The sequence below is a fragment of the Aquimarina sp. 433 genome (assembly GCF_054054605.1).
Genome location: NZ_JBSWZK010000006.1, coordinates 264,821 through 282,234, shown reverse-complemented (window position 1 = coordinate 282,234; position 17,414 = coordinate 264,821). Strand labels below are relative to the sequence as shown.

General features: G+C 32.8%; 17 protein-coding genes. 11 read left to right on the top strand and 6 right to left on the bottom strand.

Translation table 11 applies throughout. The annotated features are described in order from the left end of the window. Positions 1-59: 59 nt before the first annotated feature. Together ACWNT5_RS14405 and ACWNT5_RS14400 are read left to right on the top strand one after the other, a co-directional pair. Positions 60-1,334, top strand: a complete 1,275-nt coding sequence (locus tag ACWNT5_RS14405) for a sensor histidine kinase (protein ID WP_456517731.1) — start codon at positions 60-62, stop codon at positions 1,332-1,334. A gap of 439 nt (positions 1,335-1,773) precedes the next feature. Beyond that, entirely contained in the window at positions 1,774-3,051 is a 1,278-nt protein-coding gene (locus ACWNT5_RS14400; RefSeq protein WP_456517730.1) for a sensor histidine kinase, read from the top strand. 79 nt (positions 3,052-3,130) lie between these two features. On the opposite strand, the gene ACWNT5_RS14395 is transcribed toward ACWNT5_RS14400, so the two are convergent. Together ACWNT5_RS14395 and ACWNT5_RS14390 are read right to left on the bottom strand one after the other, a co-directional pair. Next, the gene (locus ACWNT5_RS14395) at positions 3,131-4,768 is read right to left on the bottom strand and encodes a 4Fe-4S binding protein (RefSeq protein WP_299605613.1); all 1,638 of its coding nucleotides are present in this window, start codon (positions 4,766-4,768) and stop codon (positions 3,131-3,133) included. 3 nt (positions 4,769-4,771) lie between these two features. Beyond that, positions 4,772-6,073 carry an NAD(P)/FAD-dependent oxidoreductase gene (locus tag ACWNT5_RS14390; RefSeq protein WP_299605615.1) on the bottom strand — a complete coding sequence of 434 codons (1,302 nt, stop codon included), beginning with the start codon at positions 6,071-6,073 and terminating at the stop codon, positions 4,772-4,774. Between the two features lie 310 nt (positions 6,074-6,383). Here ACWNT5_RS14390 and ACWNT5_RS14385 point away from each other — a divergent pair, with 310 nt between their 5' ends. The 9 genes from ACWNT5_RS14385 to ACWNT5_RS14345 all read left to right on the top strand — a co-directional run bounded on the left by ACWNT5_RS14385 (position 6,384) and on the right by ACWNT5_RS14345 (position 14,566). Beyond that, positions 6,384-7,094, top strand: a complete 711-nt coding sequence (locus ACWNT5_RS14385) for a DUF547 domain-containing protein (protein WP_456517729.1) — start codon at positions 6,384-6,386, stop codon at positions 7,092-7,094. A 66-nt stretch (positions 7,095-7,160) separates the two neighbouring features. Next, a complete protein-coding gene (locus ACWNT5_RS14380) occupies positions 7,161-8,048 on the top strand; it encodes a hypothetical protein (protein ID WP_299605620.1) in 888 nt (295 codons plus the stop codon). Between the two features lie 36 nt (positions 8,049-8,084). Next, the gene (locus ACWNT5_RS14375) at positions 8,085-9,083 is read left to right on the top strand and encodes a glycoside hydrolase family 113 (RefSeq protein WP_456517728.1); all 999 of its coding nucleotides are present in this window, start codon (positions 8,085-8,087) and stop codon (positions 9,081-9,083) included. Continuing rightward, positions 9,076-9,813 carry a hypothetical protein gene (locus tag ACWNT5_RS14370; RefSeq protein ID WP_456517727.1) on the top strand — a complete coding sequence of 246 codons (738 nt, stop codon included), beginning with the start codon at positions 9,076-9,078 and terminating at the stop codon, positions 9,811-9,813. The genes ACWNT5_RS14375 and ACWNT5_RS14370 overlap by 8 nt, the downstream gene beginning before the upstream one ends. A gap of 62 nt (positions 9,814-9,875) precedes the next feature. Then, entirely contained in the window at positions 9,876-11,138 is a 1,263-nt protein-coding gene (locus ACWNT5_RS14365) for a POTRA domain-containing protein (RefSeq protein ID WP_456517726.1), read from the top strand. Positions 11,139-11,196: 58 nt separating this feature from the next. Continuing rightward, positions 11,197-12,459: a POTRA domain-containing protein gene (locus ACWNT5_RS14360; protein ID WP_456517725.1), complete on the top strand. Its 1,263-nt coding sequence runs from the start codon at positions 11,197-11,199 to the stop codon at positions 12,457-12,459. 86 nt (positions 12,460-12,545) lie between these two features. Further along, complete coding sequence (locus ACWNT5_RS14355) at positions 12,546-13,106, top strand: TetR/AcrR family transcriptional regulator (protein ID WP_456517724.1); 561 nt, start codon at positions 12,546-12,548, stop codon at positions 13,104-13,106. 54 nt (positions 13,107-13,160) lie between these two features. Next, complete coding sequence (locus ACWNT5_RS14350) at positions 13,161-13,571, top strand: DUF1348 family protein (RefSeq protein WP_456517723.1); 411 nt, start codon at positions 13,161-13,163, stop codon at positions 13,569-13,571. A 23-nt stretch (positions 13,572-13,594) separates the two neighbouring features. Continuing rightward, positions 13,595-14,566, top strand: a complete 972-nt coding sequence (locus tag ACWNT5_RS14345) for an alpha/beta fold hydrolase (protein WP_456517722.1) — start codon at positions 13,595-13,597, stop codon at positions 14,564-14,566. Between the two features lie 60 nt (positions 14,567-14,626). Here the strand turns inward: ACWNT5_RS14345 and ACWNT5_RS14340 are convergent, their stop codons facing one another. The 4 genes from ACWNT5_RS14340 to ACWNT5_RS14325 form a co-directional block, all read right to left on the bottom strand. Next, a complete protein-coding gene (locus tag ACWNT5_RS14340) occupies positions 14,627-14,830 on the bottom strand; it encodes a hypothetical protein (protein WP_299605641.1) in 204 nt (67 codons plus the stop codon). Between the two features lie 100 nt (positions 14,831-14,930). Further along, positions 14,931-15,536: an FMN-dependent NADH-azoreductase gene (locus tag ACWNT5_RS14335; RefSeq protein ID WP_456517721.1), complete on the bottom strand. Its 606-nt coding sequence runs from the start codon at positions 15,534-15,536 to the stop codon at positions 14,931-14,933. Between the two features lie 4 nt (positions 15,537-15,540). After that, positions 15,541-16,410: an NAD(P)-dependent oxidoreductase gene (locus tag ACWNT5_RS14330; protein WP_456517720.1), complete on the bottom strand. Its 870-nt coding sequence runs from the start codon at positions 16,408-16,410 to the stop codon at positions 15,541-15,543. Between the two features lie 89 nt (positions 16,411-16,499). After that, positions 16,500-17,366 carry a helix-turn-helix transcriptional regulator gene (locus tag ACWNT5_RS14325; protein WP_299898204.1) on the bottom strand — a complete coding sequence of 289 codons (867 nt, stop codon included), beginning with the start codon at positions 17,364-17,366 and terminating at the stop codon, positions 16,500-16,502. Between the last annotated feature and the right edge of the window lie 48 nt (positions 17,367-17,414).

Sequence of the window (17,414 nt, the reverse complement as noted above, 5' to 3'; positions counted from 1 at the left end):
TTTGTCGACAAATTAAAATACACATTTGCATTGTGTTAATGAAGTTTTAGCGGAAATTTATGAAGTGGAATTTATTAAGGTTTATAAATACAAAGAAATATGACAGGATATTAGCTCCTTTCTTTTTTGTTATATTACCTGGTACTGCACTTCATGGATATATGGAATATCTAAATACTGGGTTAAGCCAGTATTTTTTTAGAGATGTCATTAATGTGCTCATCTTGATCATGGGAATTGTAGTATTGAAGTTCTCTTTGATTAGTAAAAAACAGTTAATAGTTATCTCGCTTTATACAATAAGATTCGCTATCGATTACACATTTATAATAGCCTATTTTGATCCTAATTTTGCATTTGAATATAATTTTATTCACGTACAGATGATTTTTGCTACGGTAATATTTGCTGCAGGAACGCTGATTCACTCCAAACATCTTTTCGTATTAAATACAATCAACATTATATTCATAGTCATGTGCGCGCTAACCTATGGTAGCGATTATTCAATTTGGAGATTTGTCTTTTGTGCAGTGCTGGTATCCGGAGGTGGTTTTATTGCTTATGCTGGTAAGAAATTCGTTCAATCACTTTTCAAAAAAATAAAAGCAGCTAATATTTTGATAGAACGGCAAAATGCCGAATTAAAAAAAATGAATGCTTCAAAAGATCAGTTGTTTAGAATTATTGGACATGATCTCAAAACACCTTTTCATCAATTAAATCTATTGGTAGAATTGATTACAGAAAGTAAAGATGAAAATGAACGCCAGCAATATGCTAATTTAATTAAAGAATCCGCTACCAAAGGAAGTGAGCTTTTAGAAGACTTATTAGACTGGGGAAAACAGAATATGGATACTACTCAAGTTAGTTTAGAAGAAACTTCTATTGCTAAGGTAGTAGATAAAACTTTTGAGTTTTTTAAAGTTAAAAGTGGTGTCAAGGAAATTAAGCTGATCAATGAATTACCAGAAAATATAAAGCTTAAAATTAGTCCATCTATGATGGAAACAGTTTTTAGAAATTTAATAGGTAATGCTATAAAGTTTTCTCATCCGAAATCTAAGATTATCGTTAAATGCAGTATTAAAAATAACTATGTTGATATTTCTGTAGAGGATAGAGGAGTGGGAATTAGCTCTGATCAATTAAAAATATTACTCTCAGAAGATCAAGTGATATCGACATCAGGTACGGCGAACGAGCAAGGTACGGGATATGGACTTGGAATTGTAAAAAAGCTTGTTGAAAAACAAATGGGGTCTTTATCCATTAATAGCGAATTAGAAAAAGGTACAAAAGTAATTCTCACTTTCCCTATGGTTGCCTAATTTCTATTTCTTCATATAAGTAATCATAGTTTAGTATCTAAAAAACGCTTATTAATTTTCATGTTATTGATTTCAATAGATTTTGCCTAATCAAAACTAGTAATACTGAGTTATATTTTAAAATAGTGTATTTTACTTTCATATTTTTTTATTTGGATGTTGTTGTAAAAAAGAGATTCTCGATTATAGATGAAACTGTATGAAAAATTAAGACACATCTTTAATTGTATGTATTTTTTAGTGTAAACGTTTGTTTGTTAGTGTTTTGAGTTTGATTTTAAGAGTAAATTTCTTACATTTTTATTTTTGTTTAATCGATGAAATACATATTTATTAGGATGAAATACACAATTTATTTGGTTTTCTAATATAAACACATTATATTAGTGTCGTAATATTATCACAATCATCAAGGCTTTCTAATAAAATTTAGAAGATTATGAGTGTTTCGCCCCAAAAAACCAAAAGTCTTTTCAAATTTGATAAAGTTTTATTTACGACCCTCTTTATCGTAATGCCAGGAGTAATTCTTGACGCATTAGCAGAGTATTATAACGGAGGAGTGAGTTTATATTTTTATCGTGGTGTGGTAAATCTTATTATTGTGTCCATTGCCTTGATATTATATATTACATCTCATATCAAAAAATCAACTTTATTAGGTACATCGGTATATTCAGTAGTGTTATTGATGATGTCAACCATGTTCTGGGCAGTTAATGATCCAGCGTTTGCTATCGAATCTTTTTTTCTTAAAGTTGAAGTTATAGTATCATTATTACTTTTTGCGGTAGGTATGCTAGTACATTTTAGACATATCATTTCATTACTGGTTTTTAATTTCATATTTATAGGTTTTTGTGCATTCCGATATCCAGAACTTCCATTGGTTCAGCTTGCTTTTTATGCAGTTATCGTAAGTGGTGGCGGATTAATGGCCTTTTTCTGTCAACGAATTTTGGTAAAACTATCTCGAGAGTTGAAAGAAGCAAACAGACTAATTAGTATAAAGAATGATAAACTTAGAGAAATGAACCAATCTAAGGATGATCTATTTAGAATTATTGGACACGATTTAAGAACACCATTTTATCAATTAGAAGGGTTAATTGATATGGTAGATCAAGCTGAAAATGAACTCGAGAAGACAAAGATCAAAGCAATGATCAAAGAATCTGCAAGTAAAGGAAACCAATTGTTAGAGGATCTATTAGAATGGGGACATATGTACAAAGAACAATCTCAGGTATTGCTAGAAGATAAAGAAGTGTCAACGATTGTAGATAAAGTATTTAAGTTTTCGGATATGAAACGAAAACGTAAACAAATCAGCCTTATTAATAAGCTTCCAGAAGATTTAAAAATTACCATAAACCCAGCTATGATGGAAACTGTAATGAGAAATTTAATAGCCAATGCGATCAAATTTTCACATAGAGGTTCCTATATCATTGTAAAGTCAGAAAAAATGGAAGGTAAAATACGAATAGCGATAGAAGATAAAGGTATAGGTATGGATACTGATAGTCTATTTCGCCTATTCACAACAGATAAAAATAATTCTACAGCAGGAACAGAAAATGAAAAAGGAACTGGATTTGGTTTGAGTATAGCTAAAAAACTTGTAGAAAAGCAGAATGGAGTTTTAGAGATCGAAAGTGAGTATAATAAAGGAACTACAATTAATCTCTATTTTCCACATACAATGAGCGCTTAATAACTAAACCAAAAAAATACTATAACGAAAAAACAGCCTATCTTTTAGGCTGTTTTTTTATGACTACTAGTAATAATTACTATTTATTATTTACGTAATTCATGAGATCAACATCATTTCCTAATAAAACATCGTTAGAGTTAATTCTTCCTTCTAAGCTGTCATTTTCTAATTTCAAAACTCCTCTCGGACATACTGCAGAACAAATTCCACATCCGACGCAGCTAGATCGTACAATGTTTTCACCTTTCTGGGCATACGCACGAACATCTATTCCTTGTTCACAATAGGTAGAACAGTTTCCGCAAGAAATACATTGACCACCATTGGTTGTGATTCTGAATTTAGAGAAAAGACGTTGTTGAATTCCCAGAATTCCTGCCATAGGACATCCCATGCGACACCATATTCTATTACCGAGTATTGGATAAAATCCAGTTCCAATAACACCAGAGAAAATAGATCCAATACCAAAGCCATAGAAACTACGTAAGCCATCAGCAAGTCCATATTCTTTTGTGTTTAACCCAAAAGACAAATAACTTGCGTTAATTTTTATGTTATTAATATCTACAAAAGCTAATAACACAAAGAACCCTAAGGTGATAACTAAAGATACTGTAGCTCCTATAAAAGCATCTTTTTTTAATTGGTCACGTTTCCAATACACAACTGCCGCAAATACAATAACTAAGAACGCTCCAGAGGATATAAGAAAACTATTTTTCGTAAACCAATATTTAGTACTATCATATCCAAGATAGGTAGAGATTACAGCTGTTGTAAAAATTACAGCAAATACAAGTACTGCATTAATCAACCAGCGTTCAATTTTCCATGCTTTAACACTTTTGTCAGATAACTGACGGAAGGCATCACCTGCAGTTTCTGCTAATCCACCACAACCACATACCCAAGAACAATACCATCTTTTTCCGTATTTATAAGTAAGCCAAGGAGAGATTACAAAAACCATTAGTACAGCAAGTATTAAAAAGAACAGTCCAATCGTTTGTGCGTTAATAAACTGATCCACTCTCCATTGATCAAAGGCATAATAATTTAATGGCCACATTAATTTTATATCATTATAAGGCAAAGAAAAATCATCTGAATTTAAACGTGCCATTAATTCTGGGATCACAAATGCAAATGCAGTTTGAAAAAACATTACACTAACTGTACGTAATTGCTCGTAGCGATTATGTTTGTATTTCATCATAAATTTGACCCCAAACGCAATGATTGCAACGGTATATAAAGTTCCATATACAAACCATTCGCTCGCTTTTTCATTCTTTAAGGCATAACTTAAGGGATCAAATAATCCAATCAATCCCGTATTAGCTCCATCGGCACCTTGCCCAAGACCTAAAAGCTCTGCATAAAAATATAAAACGATATAAAAACCTGTTAAGAATACTCCTGCAATCCAAGCCAGAACTCCACGAGAAGACATGGATTTAAACCATACTCCATCATTCTTTATTCCTTCCAATTTTTTATCGTAAGCTCCTTTTGAAAAAACAATAATACCAGTGGTTAGTGCCACTAACGATACCGTTAACCATAATGCTTGATTCGGTAGATTAACATTAAAAGTTGCTAATAATAGGATTAAAAGTCCAGACATTCCGATAAGAACACCGATCTTTTGTATTGTATTTAGACTTTTAGGCGGTTGTCCTGTTAAAGCCATATTTCTTTCTACTGCCATGATTTATGCGTTTACGGTTTGTTGCTTCTGAAAAGCGTTTAAAATATCTTTTTCGAAATGTTTGTAAAATTCAGGGTCAAAATTCGCCACAGGAAGATGCTCTATTACGTAATCTACATCTCGTTTTTCTGTTAGCCATCGATCGAATACTTCATGGCGCATGCGAATTCCAAAAGTGTTAATTCCTAAAAACTCTCTCGTTTCTTTATGATAAGACACAGTTACACATTTGGTATCACTTTCATGTATCCAATGAAATTGTGCTTCATATTCTTTGGGTCTACCAAATACCCATCCATAAGTTTGGTATTCGATATCTAAAAATTTTGCGCTATTAAACCAATGTCCTGGTTTGTATTCTAACTTGTTTCCACATATGGTTTGCGCCACGGTTTCACCCATCATTCTACCGGTATACCATACAGCTTCGATAGGCCTTCTATTTCCAATAGCTTCATGCTGTTCTGCACAATCACCTATAGCGTATATGTTTGGAATGCTAGTTTCCAAAAAACGATTCACTTTTACACCTCTTCCTAGTTCTATACCAGAATCTTTCAAAAAATCTACGTTTGGAGATACTCCAGCCGTTAAACCAACAACATTGCACTCAATTTCCTCACCAGTTTCTTGTATTACAATAGATTTTACTTTTCCATGATCATCAGCCTTTATTTCTTTCAGATTTACACCTAAACGAAGATCAATATGATGATTCTTGATATGTCTATTAATCATTCCACTCTCTCCTGCGGGAAGCACACCATTCCAAAAGCTATCTTCTCTAACTAAGAACGTTACTGGAATACCTCTGGAATTTAGCATTTCGGCTAATTCAATTCCAATAAGTCCACCACCAACAATGACGGCTCTTTTACAAACTGTTTTATTAGGAGCATATTTTTCCAGATTTTCTAAGTCTTGTTTATGATACATTCCCATTACTCCATCCAGATCTTGACCAGGCCATCCAAATTTATTTGGTTTGGATCCCGTAGCTATGATGAGCTTATCATATTGCAGATTCTCTCCGTTTTCGAAGATTAATTGACTATTTTCATGATCTACTTTAGAAACAAATCCTTTCTTTAGTTCTATTCTATTTTTCTCCCAAAACCAGTTTTCATAGGGTTGTGTATGTTCAAATTTCATATGTCCCATGTATATATACATAAGAGCTGTACGGGAGAAAAAATAATCCGTCTCACCAGAGATCAGGGTAATCTTTTTATCAGACATTTTCCGGATGTGTCTTGCAGCTGTCACACCAGAAATTCCGTTGCCGATTATTGCAATATGTTCCATAGAGTTTTATGTTAGTTGATTTTAATTCTAGTTCTTAAAATGAAGCTTCTGTGCGTAAGTCGTATATAAATATAAGAACTTAAACAGCTTCAATAATTTAGAATTAATCTAAAAAGCTGAGGTTTTGTAAGTTTTCTTTTTGAATTCGAACGGCATTTACTTCATAAAACACAAGTGCACTTTCCGAATGGTTTTTTGAAAATAATTTGTAAGTAGCTCAGAAAGGCTTCGACTCAATGCCCGTTACCAAGGTAAATTATAAACTTAAATGTAAACACAACTTCATATGTAAGAAGTAAAAAAATCAGTCATGAAAAAAATACTTTATATACTAACATTATTAACTATAACAAATAGTTTTTCTCAAAGTACAAAGGAATTCTTTACTAAATCTGATGCCTTTTTTAAAAAGCATGTTACAGATGGTAGAGTAGATTATAAAACAATAAAAAGTAACCCAGAAACTCTTAATGCGCTATTAGATATGGCAGCGACTATAAGTGTTTCTAAAAGTGATCCAAAAACCTTTCAGGCATTTTACATTAATGGGTATAATTTATCTGTTATTAAAGGAATAGTAAATAATTTTCCAACAAAATCTCCACTAAAGATTAAAGGATTTTTTGATAAAACTAAATATACGTTAGCAGGTAAGGAAACTACACTAAATGATTTGGAGAATAAGATACTACGTAAAAATTTCCCAAAAGAACCACGTTTCCATTTTGCATTAGTTTGTGCAGGGTTAGGATGTCCTCCAATAATATCAGAAGCGTATACACCAGCTTTATTAGATAAACAATTACAACGCCAGACCACGATAGCATTAAACAATCCAAACTTTATAAAAGTAAAAGGTAAGAAAGTACAGCTTTCTCAAATTTTCGAGTGGTATAAAGGTGATTTTACTCAGAACGGATCCGAAATTGATTACGTAAATCAGTTTAGAAAAGAAAAGATCCCTTCAAATGCGAGAATCTCTTACTATCCATATAACTGGTCTCTAAATATCATTAAATAACAAATCATAATATAAGGTTAACATCAAATAATAACCTAAACTAATTTTTAATAACCTATTGTAATCATGAAATTTACTAAAAACATTATAACCGCTTTCTGCCTCTTATTAACCGTTTCTTTTGCTTTTGCACAGGATGATGATGATCAGGGTTCGGTAATTCAAACATTAACACCCTCTAAATTAATCGGGAAAGGTCAGTATGATATTAAGTGGTTTAATAACCTATATACGGAAACTAAAGATCTTTTCGGACCTAACGGAGAAGAAAGAGACATTCCTAGAAATACTTTCTTTACAAGTACTTTAGAAGCTTACACAGGAATTGGAAATAATAAAAGATGGAATATTGGTGCTATTTTAGAATTTAGATCAAATGCTGTTGGAGGAAGAGATGCTTTGGATGTCTTTAAATTTGATGGAGAAAGAGGTTCTGCAAGATCAGGATTAACATCTATTGCACCATCGGTAAAATTTGTACCTCTTAAGAATGTAAATAACTTTTCTATTCAAAGTTCATTTTTTATTCCGCTAGTGGATAATGAAACTGAAGATGGTGTTTTCCTTGATCAAAATGGATTTATTTGGCAAAACCGTTTCTTTTACGACTATACATTTCCTGGAAACAAATTTCAGATTTTTGGAGAATTGAATTCTGAGTTAAATTTTGGAGATGAAGAAGATAGTTTTGCTAATGATAGTTTACGTTTAACGCCTGGAGTATTTTTTAGTTATTTTCCAAGTTCTAAATTTACAGTATTAGCATTAGCACAGCATTCAGAATTGATTGATTTAGGGAATGATTTTGATCAGAATTTCACTGCACTAGGCGGAGGTGCTAAGTATCAATTGACAAAAGAACTGAATATAGAAGCCTTATATACTAATTTTGTTAGAGGAGATAGAACAGGTTTAGGAGAAACTTTTAACATTGGGTTAAGAGCGGTTTTCTAAGATAATATTGTATTTTCAGCGGTATAAAAAATTGATATGAGACATCTTTTTATGCCGCTGATTTTCGCTTTTTTTTGTAGCTGTTCTGGACAGGAACCAAAAATGAACGGGATAAGTTTTGTAGCCTCACCAAATCAGATTGATGAAACACATATAGAACCTGTAGTTAGTGTAAATGCAAATTGGGCTGCAGTAATGCCCTTTGGGTTTGTGAAAAACCTGAAAGAACCAACAGTAGTTTTTAATATAGAAAGACAATGGTGGGGAGAAAGAGCGGATGGAGCAAAGCGTACGATTGAATTACTAAATCAGCGAGGAATCAAAGTAATGCTAAAACCACAGATTTGGGTATGGAGAGGAGAGTTTACAGGTAATATTTCTATGGATTCCGAAGAAGACTGGAAAACCTTGCAGAACTCATATGAAGCATTTATTATGTTGTATGCTCAATTAGCAGAGGAACTTAAAGTTCCTGTGTTATGTATAGGTACCGAATTACACAGTTTTGTGCAAAAAAGACCAAAATATTGGAATCAATTGATTCAAAAAATCAAAGAAGTCTACAAAGGGAAGCTGACCTATGCAGAGAATTGGGATCAGTTTGCTAAAGTACCTTTTTGGGATCAGTTGGATTATATAGGGATTGATGCGTATTTTCCAGTTTCAGAAAGTAAAACACCAACTGTAGAAGAATTAAGAAAAGGTTGGCAAGTGCATAAAAGGAAGATAGAAAATGTACAAGTTGAGGTGAAAAAGCCTGTACTGTTTACAGAATATGGATACCGAAGTGTACATTTTACAGGAAAAGAACCTTGGGATTCAAACAGAGTACAAGGAAATATAGATCTGCAAGGTCAGAATAATGCATTAACAGCATTGTATGAAGAGTTTTGGAAAGAACCTTGGTTTGCTGGTGGTTTTTTGTGGAAATGGTATCATAATCATGAAAAGGTAGGAGGTGAAGAGAATAATAGGTTTACCGTACAAAACAAACCATCAGAAAAGCTAATTCAGGAGTTGTATAAAGATGAGTAAAAACAATTATATCGTATGTCTTCTATGTTGCATTTTATATGCTTGCAACAGTGATGAAAATACGATAGCATTGAATGCTACTTTAGCGACATTAGTAAGTTCTAATGATATAGAAGTAGATAATGTTATTGCATGTGCTTCTGGATCTGAATCTGATGAAAATAGTATCATTGCTTACGTTTATCCGAGACCCGAAGCAACTGATATTAGATATTATGAAACCTCTAATATCGATGTAGATAAAAACGATTACAGTAATTACCAAAGAATCCTGATAGAATCGACGGATTTTTTTAATGGCTATCTTCGAAAGTTTACTAGAAATACAGATGAAGAGAAATGGGTAATTATTACTTTTTTTGAAGAAGAAAAACTACACTTATCTAATCCAATTCGATTAAAGCATAAGACGAAACCAACTGAATTTACAAGTCAGGTAAATATCGATTTAGCAACAGACAATATGCCAGTATTTTCTTGGCAAGATGAGGTGTTTGATGATAATGCTATCTACTTTCAGGTAGTTTCCGATAGTGATAACGAACTACTTTCGGGAACTTATACTTTCGAGAAACAATTTCAGTATTATAAAACTGAAAATGTAGTGCTTAATATCACCATGGGAACACCACCACCGTTAGAAGCTATGAGCTCTTATAATTTCACACTAATGGGGGTTAGTGAAGACAATTGGGTAAACCTTTTGATACAAAAAGAATTTCAACCTTAATTTATTTTAGATTTTCCTGTAAGATCATAACATATTTTGCGTCTACGATGATAAAAAATGTTATGAAGAACATCTTAATAGCACTGATTTTCTTTGCGTATTGTGGAAGTTTTTCTCAAGAAACTGTTGTCTCAGAATTACAAATTACCGGTTTAAAAAGAACCAAGAAATCCTTTATTAGAAAATTGGTAAAGGTAAAACCAGGATCTACCTACGATTCTTTAAGAGTAGCAACAGATATTGAGAGATTGAAAAGACTTCCTGGTGTAGCAAATGCCGAAGTTGTAGTGCAGAAAAATCAAGATTCCGGATATCAAATCACATATGCTATCGAAGAGAATTTTACCATTATTCCTGGTTTAAGTATTGCGACGGATAATAATGGAGAATTTGCGTATAGAGTTTCACTTTTCGAATTCAACCTATTTGGAAGAAATCAAATTTTTGGAGGTTTCTATCAGCGAGATGTTTTTGATTCCTATGGAGGTTATTGGGAAGCACCATACCTTTTCACCAATAAATTTGGGATAGGTATTAATTATAAAAATCTTGTTTCGCAAGAACCCATTTTTCTAGAAAATAATAATACCATCAATTACAAGTTTGATACAAGAGCGTTTGAATTGAACTTTTTGTATGAGTTTGATTTTCATAACCGAGCTGAGGTTGGTGTTAATATTTCTAAAGAAGAATATGATTTTATAGAAGGAGATTTGCCTTCCGAAATTCCAACCCGTCTTTCTGCTAATAAAATTGTGTATAGAGGAGAATATGAATATAACGATATTGATATCGATTATCAGTATGTTTCTGGTTTTAGAAGTCTATTGGATTTCCGTTTTGTAACTGGTGGAGAAGGCTTGTTGGATGATTTTTTTATTGGAAGAAATGATTTTGAATATTTTAGAAGAATCGGAAAACGCGGAAACTGGGCGAATCGTCTAAGATTGGCATATGCGTCGAATGATGATACCCCTTTTGCTCCTTTTGCAGTAGATAATCAATTAAACATACGAGGGGCTGGAAATACGATTGATAGAGGTACTGCTGCAATTGTATTAAATACAGAATATAGACATACCTTATACGAAAAAGGATGGTTTGTAGTGCAAAGTAATGTTTTTATAGATACCGGAACATGGAGAAACCCTGGAGGAGATTTAGTAGAACTGGTAGATGGTAGTACCTTACGGTTTTATCCGGGAGCAGGAATACGACTCATACATAAACGAATTTTTAATGCAGTTTTTAGATTAGATTACGGTTACGGAATTGGAAATGATGCAACCAACGGAATTACCTTTGGAATTGGCCAATATTTTTGATTTGCAGTGTAATAAGACGTACCTTTGTTAGGAAATTGCTTCAAATATTTACAACTAAATGCGAATAAGACTTACCCTTGTCTTCATAACCTTTTGTTTTTGTTGTTTAGGCTACGCTCAGGAAAATGTAATTTCCGAAATCGTTATTCAGGGAAATAAAAAAACAAAAACAAGAGCCATTGTAAAATTGAACTCTATTCGAGAAGGTGATGTGCTGGATTCTGTTCAAATAGAAGAAGATATCAAACGATTAAAACGATTGCCAAGCATTGCGCATGCCTATTATCAGGTACATAAAAAGGAAAACGGTTATAAGGTGGTGTATGGAGTAGAAGAAAATTTTACGATCATTCCTAGCGCTAATGTATATACCACTAACAACGATGAATTTGCCTTTAGAGTGGGATTGTATGAATTTAATTTGTTTGGGCAAAATGTGGCTTTGGGAGGTTTCTATCAAGATGATATTTATAGTTCGTTTGGGGTGAATATAAGAGCCCCTTTTTTATTTAGTAAAAAGTTTGGTTTAGCATTTAATTATCAGAGTCTTACTACGCAAGAACCTGTTTTTTTGGATAACGGTACGGCAGATTATAAATATAACAACACTTCCTATGAACTGTTAGGATTATACCAGTTTAATTTTCAAAATAGGATTGAATTAGGTGTTAACTATTTTAATGAAGATTATACATATAGAACCGGAGCAACAGCACCAGATGTTCCCTTAGATTTTGACGTAAATAAATTACTTTTCAAAGGAATTTACGAATACAATAACTTAGATTTTTATTTCCAATATGTTTCTGGATTTAGAAGCGTTGCGAATTTTCAATATGTAATCAGTACAGAAGAGGTGCTCCCTGACTTTTTAATAGGATGGAACGATTTTATGTATTATCACAGAATTGGTAAAAAAGGAAACTGGGCATCGAGATTACGTGTAGGATTGGCTAGTAATGATGAATCTCCTTTTGCGCCATTTGCGGTGGATAACAATTTGAATATTAGAGGAGTTGGTAATACCATTGATAGAGGTACTGGAGTCATAGTTCTCAATACAGAGTATAGACATACGTTGATGGATAAAGACTGGTTTGTATTACAAAGTAATGTTTTTGTCGATGGTGGAAGTTGGCGAAATCCTGGAGGAGATTTTGGAGATTTTGGAGATACTCAAAACTTTAGAGTCTATCCAGGTGTAGGGTTACGTTTTATGCATAAGCGAATTTTTAATGCGATTTTTAGAATCGATTATGGATATGGAGTTACGGAAGATGCTACTAACGGTTTTGTATTCGGAATAGGTCAATATTTTTAGAAGAATAATATACTTGATGTTAAATGTAAGTTAATTAAAAACCGAACGTTTGGTAAAAAACTAAAAAGATTTACTTTTGTACTATTATGAGACCAGTAAAAGTAGATGATCAACAGTTAATAGAAGGCCTGAATCAAGTATTTAGGACTAAAGGGTATGAAGGTGCTAGTTTAAATGAATTAGCGGAAGGAGCTGGTCTTAAGAAAGCGAGTTTGTATCATCGATTTCCCGAAGGTAAAAAACAAATAGGTTTGGCTGTGTTGTCTTATTCTTCGGATTGGCTACAAACAAATCTTTATAAAGTACTTTTGGATACAACTAAAGAACCAAAAGAAAGATTAGAATTAGTATTGCAAAAAATTAGTGAGTTATACGATCAAGGAAAAGAAACTTGTGTATTAAGATCACTATCTATGGAATCCGGAATGGAGATTTTTGGAGAAAAAATAAAATCCGAAATGGAATCCTGGATTCAACATTTTTCTGATTTCGGATTTGAGTTTGGCTTAGATAAGGAGGTATCTTCTAAGATCGCTAGAAAAAGTCTTATTGGTATACAAGGAAGTTTGGTGGTATCTAATGCAATGTCTGATAATTCGTTGTTTTTAGAAACTTTAGAAGAAATAAGAAAATACTATATAGGCTAACATATTTTTTTAAATAGTAATTATACCGAACGTTCGGTAATAAATAAAATCATCATGGAAAAAAAGTATCCGTTACCTCCGTTTACAGAGGAGACAGCAAAACAGAAAGTACAAATGGCAGAAGATGCCTGGAACTCAAAAGACCCAATTAAAGTGTCTAAAGCATATAGCGAAGATACCGAGTGGAGAAATCGGAATCAATTTATTAATGGAAGAGAAGAAGTACAAGATTTTTTAATCGATAAATGGAAGAATGAACAGGAATATAAATTGAAAAAAGAGCTGTGGGCTTTTACGGAAAATAGGATTGCAGTTCGATTTGAATATGAATATAAAAATGATAAGGAACAATGGTTTCGAGCTTATGGTAATGAGAATTGGGAATTTGATGAAAATGGTCTTATGAAAAAGAGATACGCAAGTATCAATGATCTAGAAATATCAGCATCTGACAGAAAATTATAATCTAATTTAAATACATACACAAAATGAAAATTCAAACAACAAAACATCTGGTTTTAATCCTAATATTAACTATTACAAGTAGCATGTTGGGGTCTGACCTAAGCTTTATTAGTAATGATAATGTAGTTACTGAAGCGTATAGTGTGAAATATAAAAAAATCAATGTAGATGGAGTACAACTAGCCTATCGCGAAGCGGGTAATCCAAAAAATCCAGCAGTGGTATTATTACATGGTTTTCCTGCTTCTTCACACCAGTATCGAAAGGTATTAAATCAATTATCTGATGAATTCTATTTGATAGCACCTGATTATCCAGGTTTTGGTAATAGCGACTTCCCTAGTGAAACTGATTATGAATATACATTTGATAATCTTGCAAATACGATTAATACTTTTTTAGAAAAGTTGGAACTAACTTCGTATGCATTAATGATTCAGGATTATGGGGCTCCTGTTGGATTTAGAATAGCTACCAAACATCCAGAAAGAGTAACGGCAATTATCAATCAGAATGGGAATGCATATCAAGAAGGATTAGGACCTGCTTGGAAAGATCTTAGAGTATTTTGGGCTAATCGGAATTCAGCAACTGAAGAGGCTTTATTACCAGTATTTTCATTAGAAGGATTGGAATGGCAATATACTCATGGAACCAGAAACCCAGAGAATGTAAACCCCGATACTTGGCATTTGGATTACTTACGATTGTCTAGACCGAATGCTCACAAGGTAAATTTAGATCTGTTTTATGATTATCAAAATAATATTAAGTTATATCCAAAATGGCAAAAATATCTTAGAGATAATCAACCACCATTATTAATTGTTTGGGGTAAGAACGACGCTTTTTTTCCCGAGAGCGGAGCTAAAGCTTATAAAAGAGATGTAAAGAATATTGATTATAATATTTATAATACTGGACACTTTGCTTTAGAAGAAGAGAGCGAATCTATTATTAAGAAAATGAGAGCATTTTTACATAAGGTTTTATAAATAATAGTTATTTTAAAAGAACAAGGATCTAGTAATTAAAACTAGATCCTTGTTTGTTTATTATTCAAATATACCTGTTAGACACATATGCGTTTCTCTAGTTCCTAAACAACAACCATTAGGCAGTGGATATCCACCACAAGCCTGACATTCTTGAGGTGAATATGTAGGGCAAGTTGCTCTTACAGCTCCACCATTTACAGATCTTTGCGCTTCTTTACTAAGGGTCTGAGTGTCTTTTAAATTTAAAATGCTTTTTAACATAATTAAGGTTTTTAAGAATAATATTTCCCCAAACATTTAGAGACACTTGAGGTTTATGTCTATAAAATTGAGAACGAAAAAATGGGGAATTTGTTGCTTTTTATAAATGGTTTATTATCTCTTCAGCACTTTCCTTTGTTTTTACAAAAATTTCTTCATTCATAGTAGTTCCTTCTAACGGTAGAAAGGTTATATCGGTAATTCCAATAAGTCCTAAAACAGTTTGTAAATATGGCTGAAGAAAATCTAAGGCTTTCATTTCCTGAGAATCATACACAGCTCCAGCAGAGGTGATGATATAGGCTTTCAGCCCTTCAATTTTTCCATAAAAACCACCTTCTTCATTGACTCCAAAAGTACTATTGATTCTAACGATATGATCAATCCAGGCTTTTAGAGCAGAAGGAATGCTAAAATTATACATTGGTGTACTGATCAACAAGATGTCTGCTTCTTTTAATTCAGCAATTAGGGTGTTAGATAATCTAATAGCTTTACTTAAATCATCACTAAGTTGATCAGTTGGAGTGTAAAACCCTTCAATGGTTTTTTGTTGGATATGAGGTATTGGAGTATTGATAATATCTCTTGCAACTAAAGTGCTATTTGGGTTTTTTTGTTGCCATTGTTTTTGAAATAAATCTGCCATTTTTCTGCTATCTGAATTCTCAATTCTAGAACTAGCATCGATTCGTAATAATTTCATTTTTTTATTTTTTAGAGTTTAAAAATTCATATACTGCACTAAAATCCAAGTTTCCATATCCTTGTTGTTTTGCTTGTGCAAAAATTTCTTTTGTACTATTTAGATTAGGTGCAGCTACATTGTTTTCATACGCTGATATACTAGATAGGTGAAGATCTTTTTGTATCCATTTTAAAGGGAAATTAGCTTCATAATCCGAATTTTCGAGTTTTTGACGCAGATTCGAAATAAAAGGAGCTACTACTGGAGTGTTTAGAAGCACATTAAAGAGTGTTTCTTTTTCTAATTCCAATGCCTCTCCCATCACCATTGCTTCTGCAAAAGCAACTATCGATTGCCCTAATAATTGATTGATTAACATTTTCATGGCTGCACCTTTTCCAACTTTTCCTAGGTGCAATGTCTTTTTGCCCATGATGGTTAATAATGGTGATACTTCATTTACCGAAGCAGTATCTCCTCCAACTAAAAAAAGCAATTCTCCATTTTCTGCAGGTGCTTTTGTTCCTGCTACAGGAGCATCCAAATAGCCAACTCTGAATTCTTTTGATATGATATCCATTTCCTTAGTGAAGGAAGGGTTTACCGTGCTGCAATTCAACCAAATACTGTTGTCCTTAAGTGAAGAGAGAAAACCTTGATTTCCTATAGCTACTTCTCTTACTACTTCAGGAGTAGAAAGCATTGTAATAATCACATCAGTTTCTTTAGCAACTTCTTTGGGTGAAGTGGCCCAAGTTGCACCGTTTTGCAATAGATGTTTTGCTTTTTCTTTGGTCCGGTTATATACAACCAGATCATACCCTTTTTTTTGGAGATTGGCCGCCATTCTACTACCCATAATACCAAGTCCTATAAATCCTATTTTTTTCATCTGTATATATTTATTTTGTACAAATGTCTAGGAAAATAAATGTGCTAACTTTTCAAAAAAACAAAAAATAGTGTTTTTCGGTCAAAACTTTATAAAAGGATATCTTTTCGATATTTGATTTGAAATTGTTTAGGCGAAAGGCTAAACTTATTTTGAAATATTTTTATGAAGTGTGATGTGTTTTCATAACCAACTTGTTGTGCAATAGCTGTTACCGAACTAGGAGTATCTTTTAATAAGAGCGCTGCCTTTTCCATTCGTCTCTGAACTAGCCATTTCTTAGGGGAAACTCCAAATTTGGATTTAAAATCTCTACGGAAAGTCGAAATACTTCTACCTGTTAGATATGCGTAATCTTCTATATCCAAAGGTTTATCATAATTATCACCCATAAAAGCTTTAATGTCTTTTTTAGCTCTTCTCTTGTGATGTTGTAATCTATTTACAAAAGCTTCACCTGCATCAGAAAGGCTAATCAAATGCAATAATTCGAGTAATTTCGGTTTGGTAAATTGATGTTGATTTTTATTTCTATATAAGGTAATGAGCGTGTCCGTGAATAATCTAATATTTTGATCATATGCTAAAATAATGCTATTGTTAGAATTTGTAATATCTGAGACTTCGAAGTTTCGTAAGAACTCATCCGTGATTTCTTCATCAAAAAAGAATACAATAGCCTCAAAAGATTCATTTTTTGGAACGATATCGGATATCATATATAGCCCTCTTGGGAGAAGTATCATTTGATTCTTATTTACAATCGAAAGATCTCCTTCTTTGGTTTCAATTCGTAATCCACCGTTTAACACTAATGTTAATGCATGCGATGCTAAATAACGCTCATTCTGAAGATCTGCATGCTGTACGCTTTTAAGAATGACACAGGATAATCCATCTACTAAGACTTTTTCAATCTTTGGATGCTGGTAGAATGCTTGTGGAACTACTTTCATAACAAACAAAAATCTTAAAAAATCGTTGGGTAAAATACTGTTGTTTTA

Bases quoted from the DNA above. Each gene is read 5' to 3' on its own strand.
- ACWNT5_RS14400 (WP_456517730.1), top strand. From the start codon at position 1,774: ATGAGTGTTTCGCCCCAAAAAACCAAAAGTCTTTTCAAATTTGATAAA.
- ACWNT5_RS14345 (WP_456517722.1), top strand. From the start codon at position 13,595: ATGAAAATTCAAACAACAAAACATCTGGTTTTAATCCTAATATTAACT.
- ACWNT5_RS14325 (WP_299898204.1), bottom strand. From the start codon at position 17,366: ATGAAAGTAGTTCCACAAGCATTCTACCAGCATCCAAAGATTGAAAAA.
- ACWNT5_RS14405 (WP_456517731.1), top strand. From the start codon at position 60: ATGAAGTGGAATTTATTAAGGTTTATAAATACAAAGAAATATGACAGG.
- ACWNT5_RS14385 (WP_456517729.1), top strand. From the start codon at position 6,384: ATGAAAAAAATACTTTATATACTAACATTATTAACTATAACAAATAGT.
- ACWNT5_RS14365 (WP_456517726.1), top strand. From the start codon at position 9,876: ATGAAGAACATCTTAATAGCACTGATTTTCTTTGCGTATTGTGGAAGT.
- ACWNT5_RS14380 (WP_299605620.1), top strand. From the start codon at position 7,161: ATGAAATTTACTAAAAACATTATAACCGCTTTCTGCCTCTTATTAACC.
- ACWNT5_RS14390 (WP_299605615.1), bottom strand. From the start codon at position 6,073: ATGGAACATATTGCAATAATCGGCAACGGAATTTCTGGTGTGACAGCT.
- ACWNT5_RS14330 (WP_456517720.1), bottom strand. From the start codon at position 16,410: ATGAAAAAAATAGGATTTATAGGACTTGGTATTATGGGTAGTAGAATG.
- ACWNT5_RS14350 (WP_456517723.1), top strand. From the start codon at position 13,161: ATGGAAAAAAAGTATCCGTTACCTCCGTTTACAGAGGAGACAGCAAAA.
- ACWNT5_RS14335 (WP_456517721.1), bottom strand. From the start codon at position 15,536: ATGAAATTATTACGAATCGATGCTAGTTCTAGAATTGAGAATTCAGAT.
- ACWNT5_RS14340 (WP_299605641.1), bottom strand. From the start codon at position 14,830: ATGTTAAAAAGCATTTTAAATTTAAAAGACACTCAGACCCTTAGTAAA.
- ACWNT5_RS14370 (WP_456517727.1), top strand. From the start codon at position 9,076: ATGAGTAAAAACAATTATATCGTATGTCTTCTATGTTGCATTTTATAT.
- ACWNT5_RS14395 (WP_299605613.1), bottom strand. From the start codon at position 4,768: ATGGCAGTAGAAAGAAATATGGCTTTAACAGGACAACCGCCTAAAAGT.
- ACWNT5_RS14375 (WP_456517728.1), top strand. From the start codon at position 8,085: ATGAGACATCTTTTTATGCCGCTGATTTTCGCTTTTTTTTGTAGCTGT.
- ACWNT5_RS14360 (WP_456517725.1), top strand. From the start codon at position 11,197: ATGCGAATAAGACTTACCCTTGTCTTCATAACCTTTTGTTTTTGTTGT.
- ACWNT5_RS14355 (WP_456517724.1), top strand. From the start codon at position 12,546: ATGAGACCAGTAAAAGTAGATGATCAACAGTTAATAGAAGGCCTGAAT.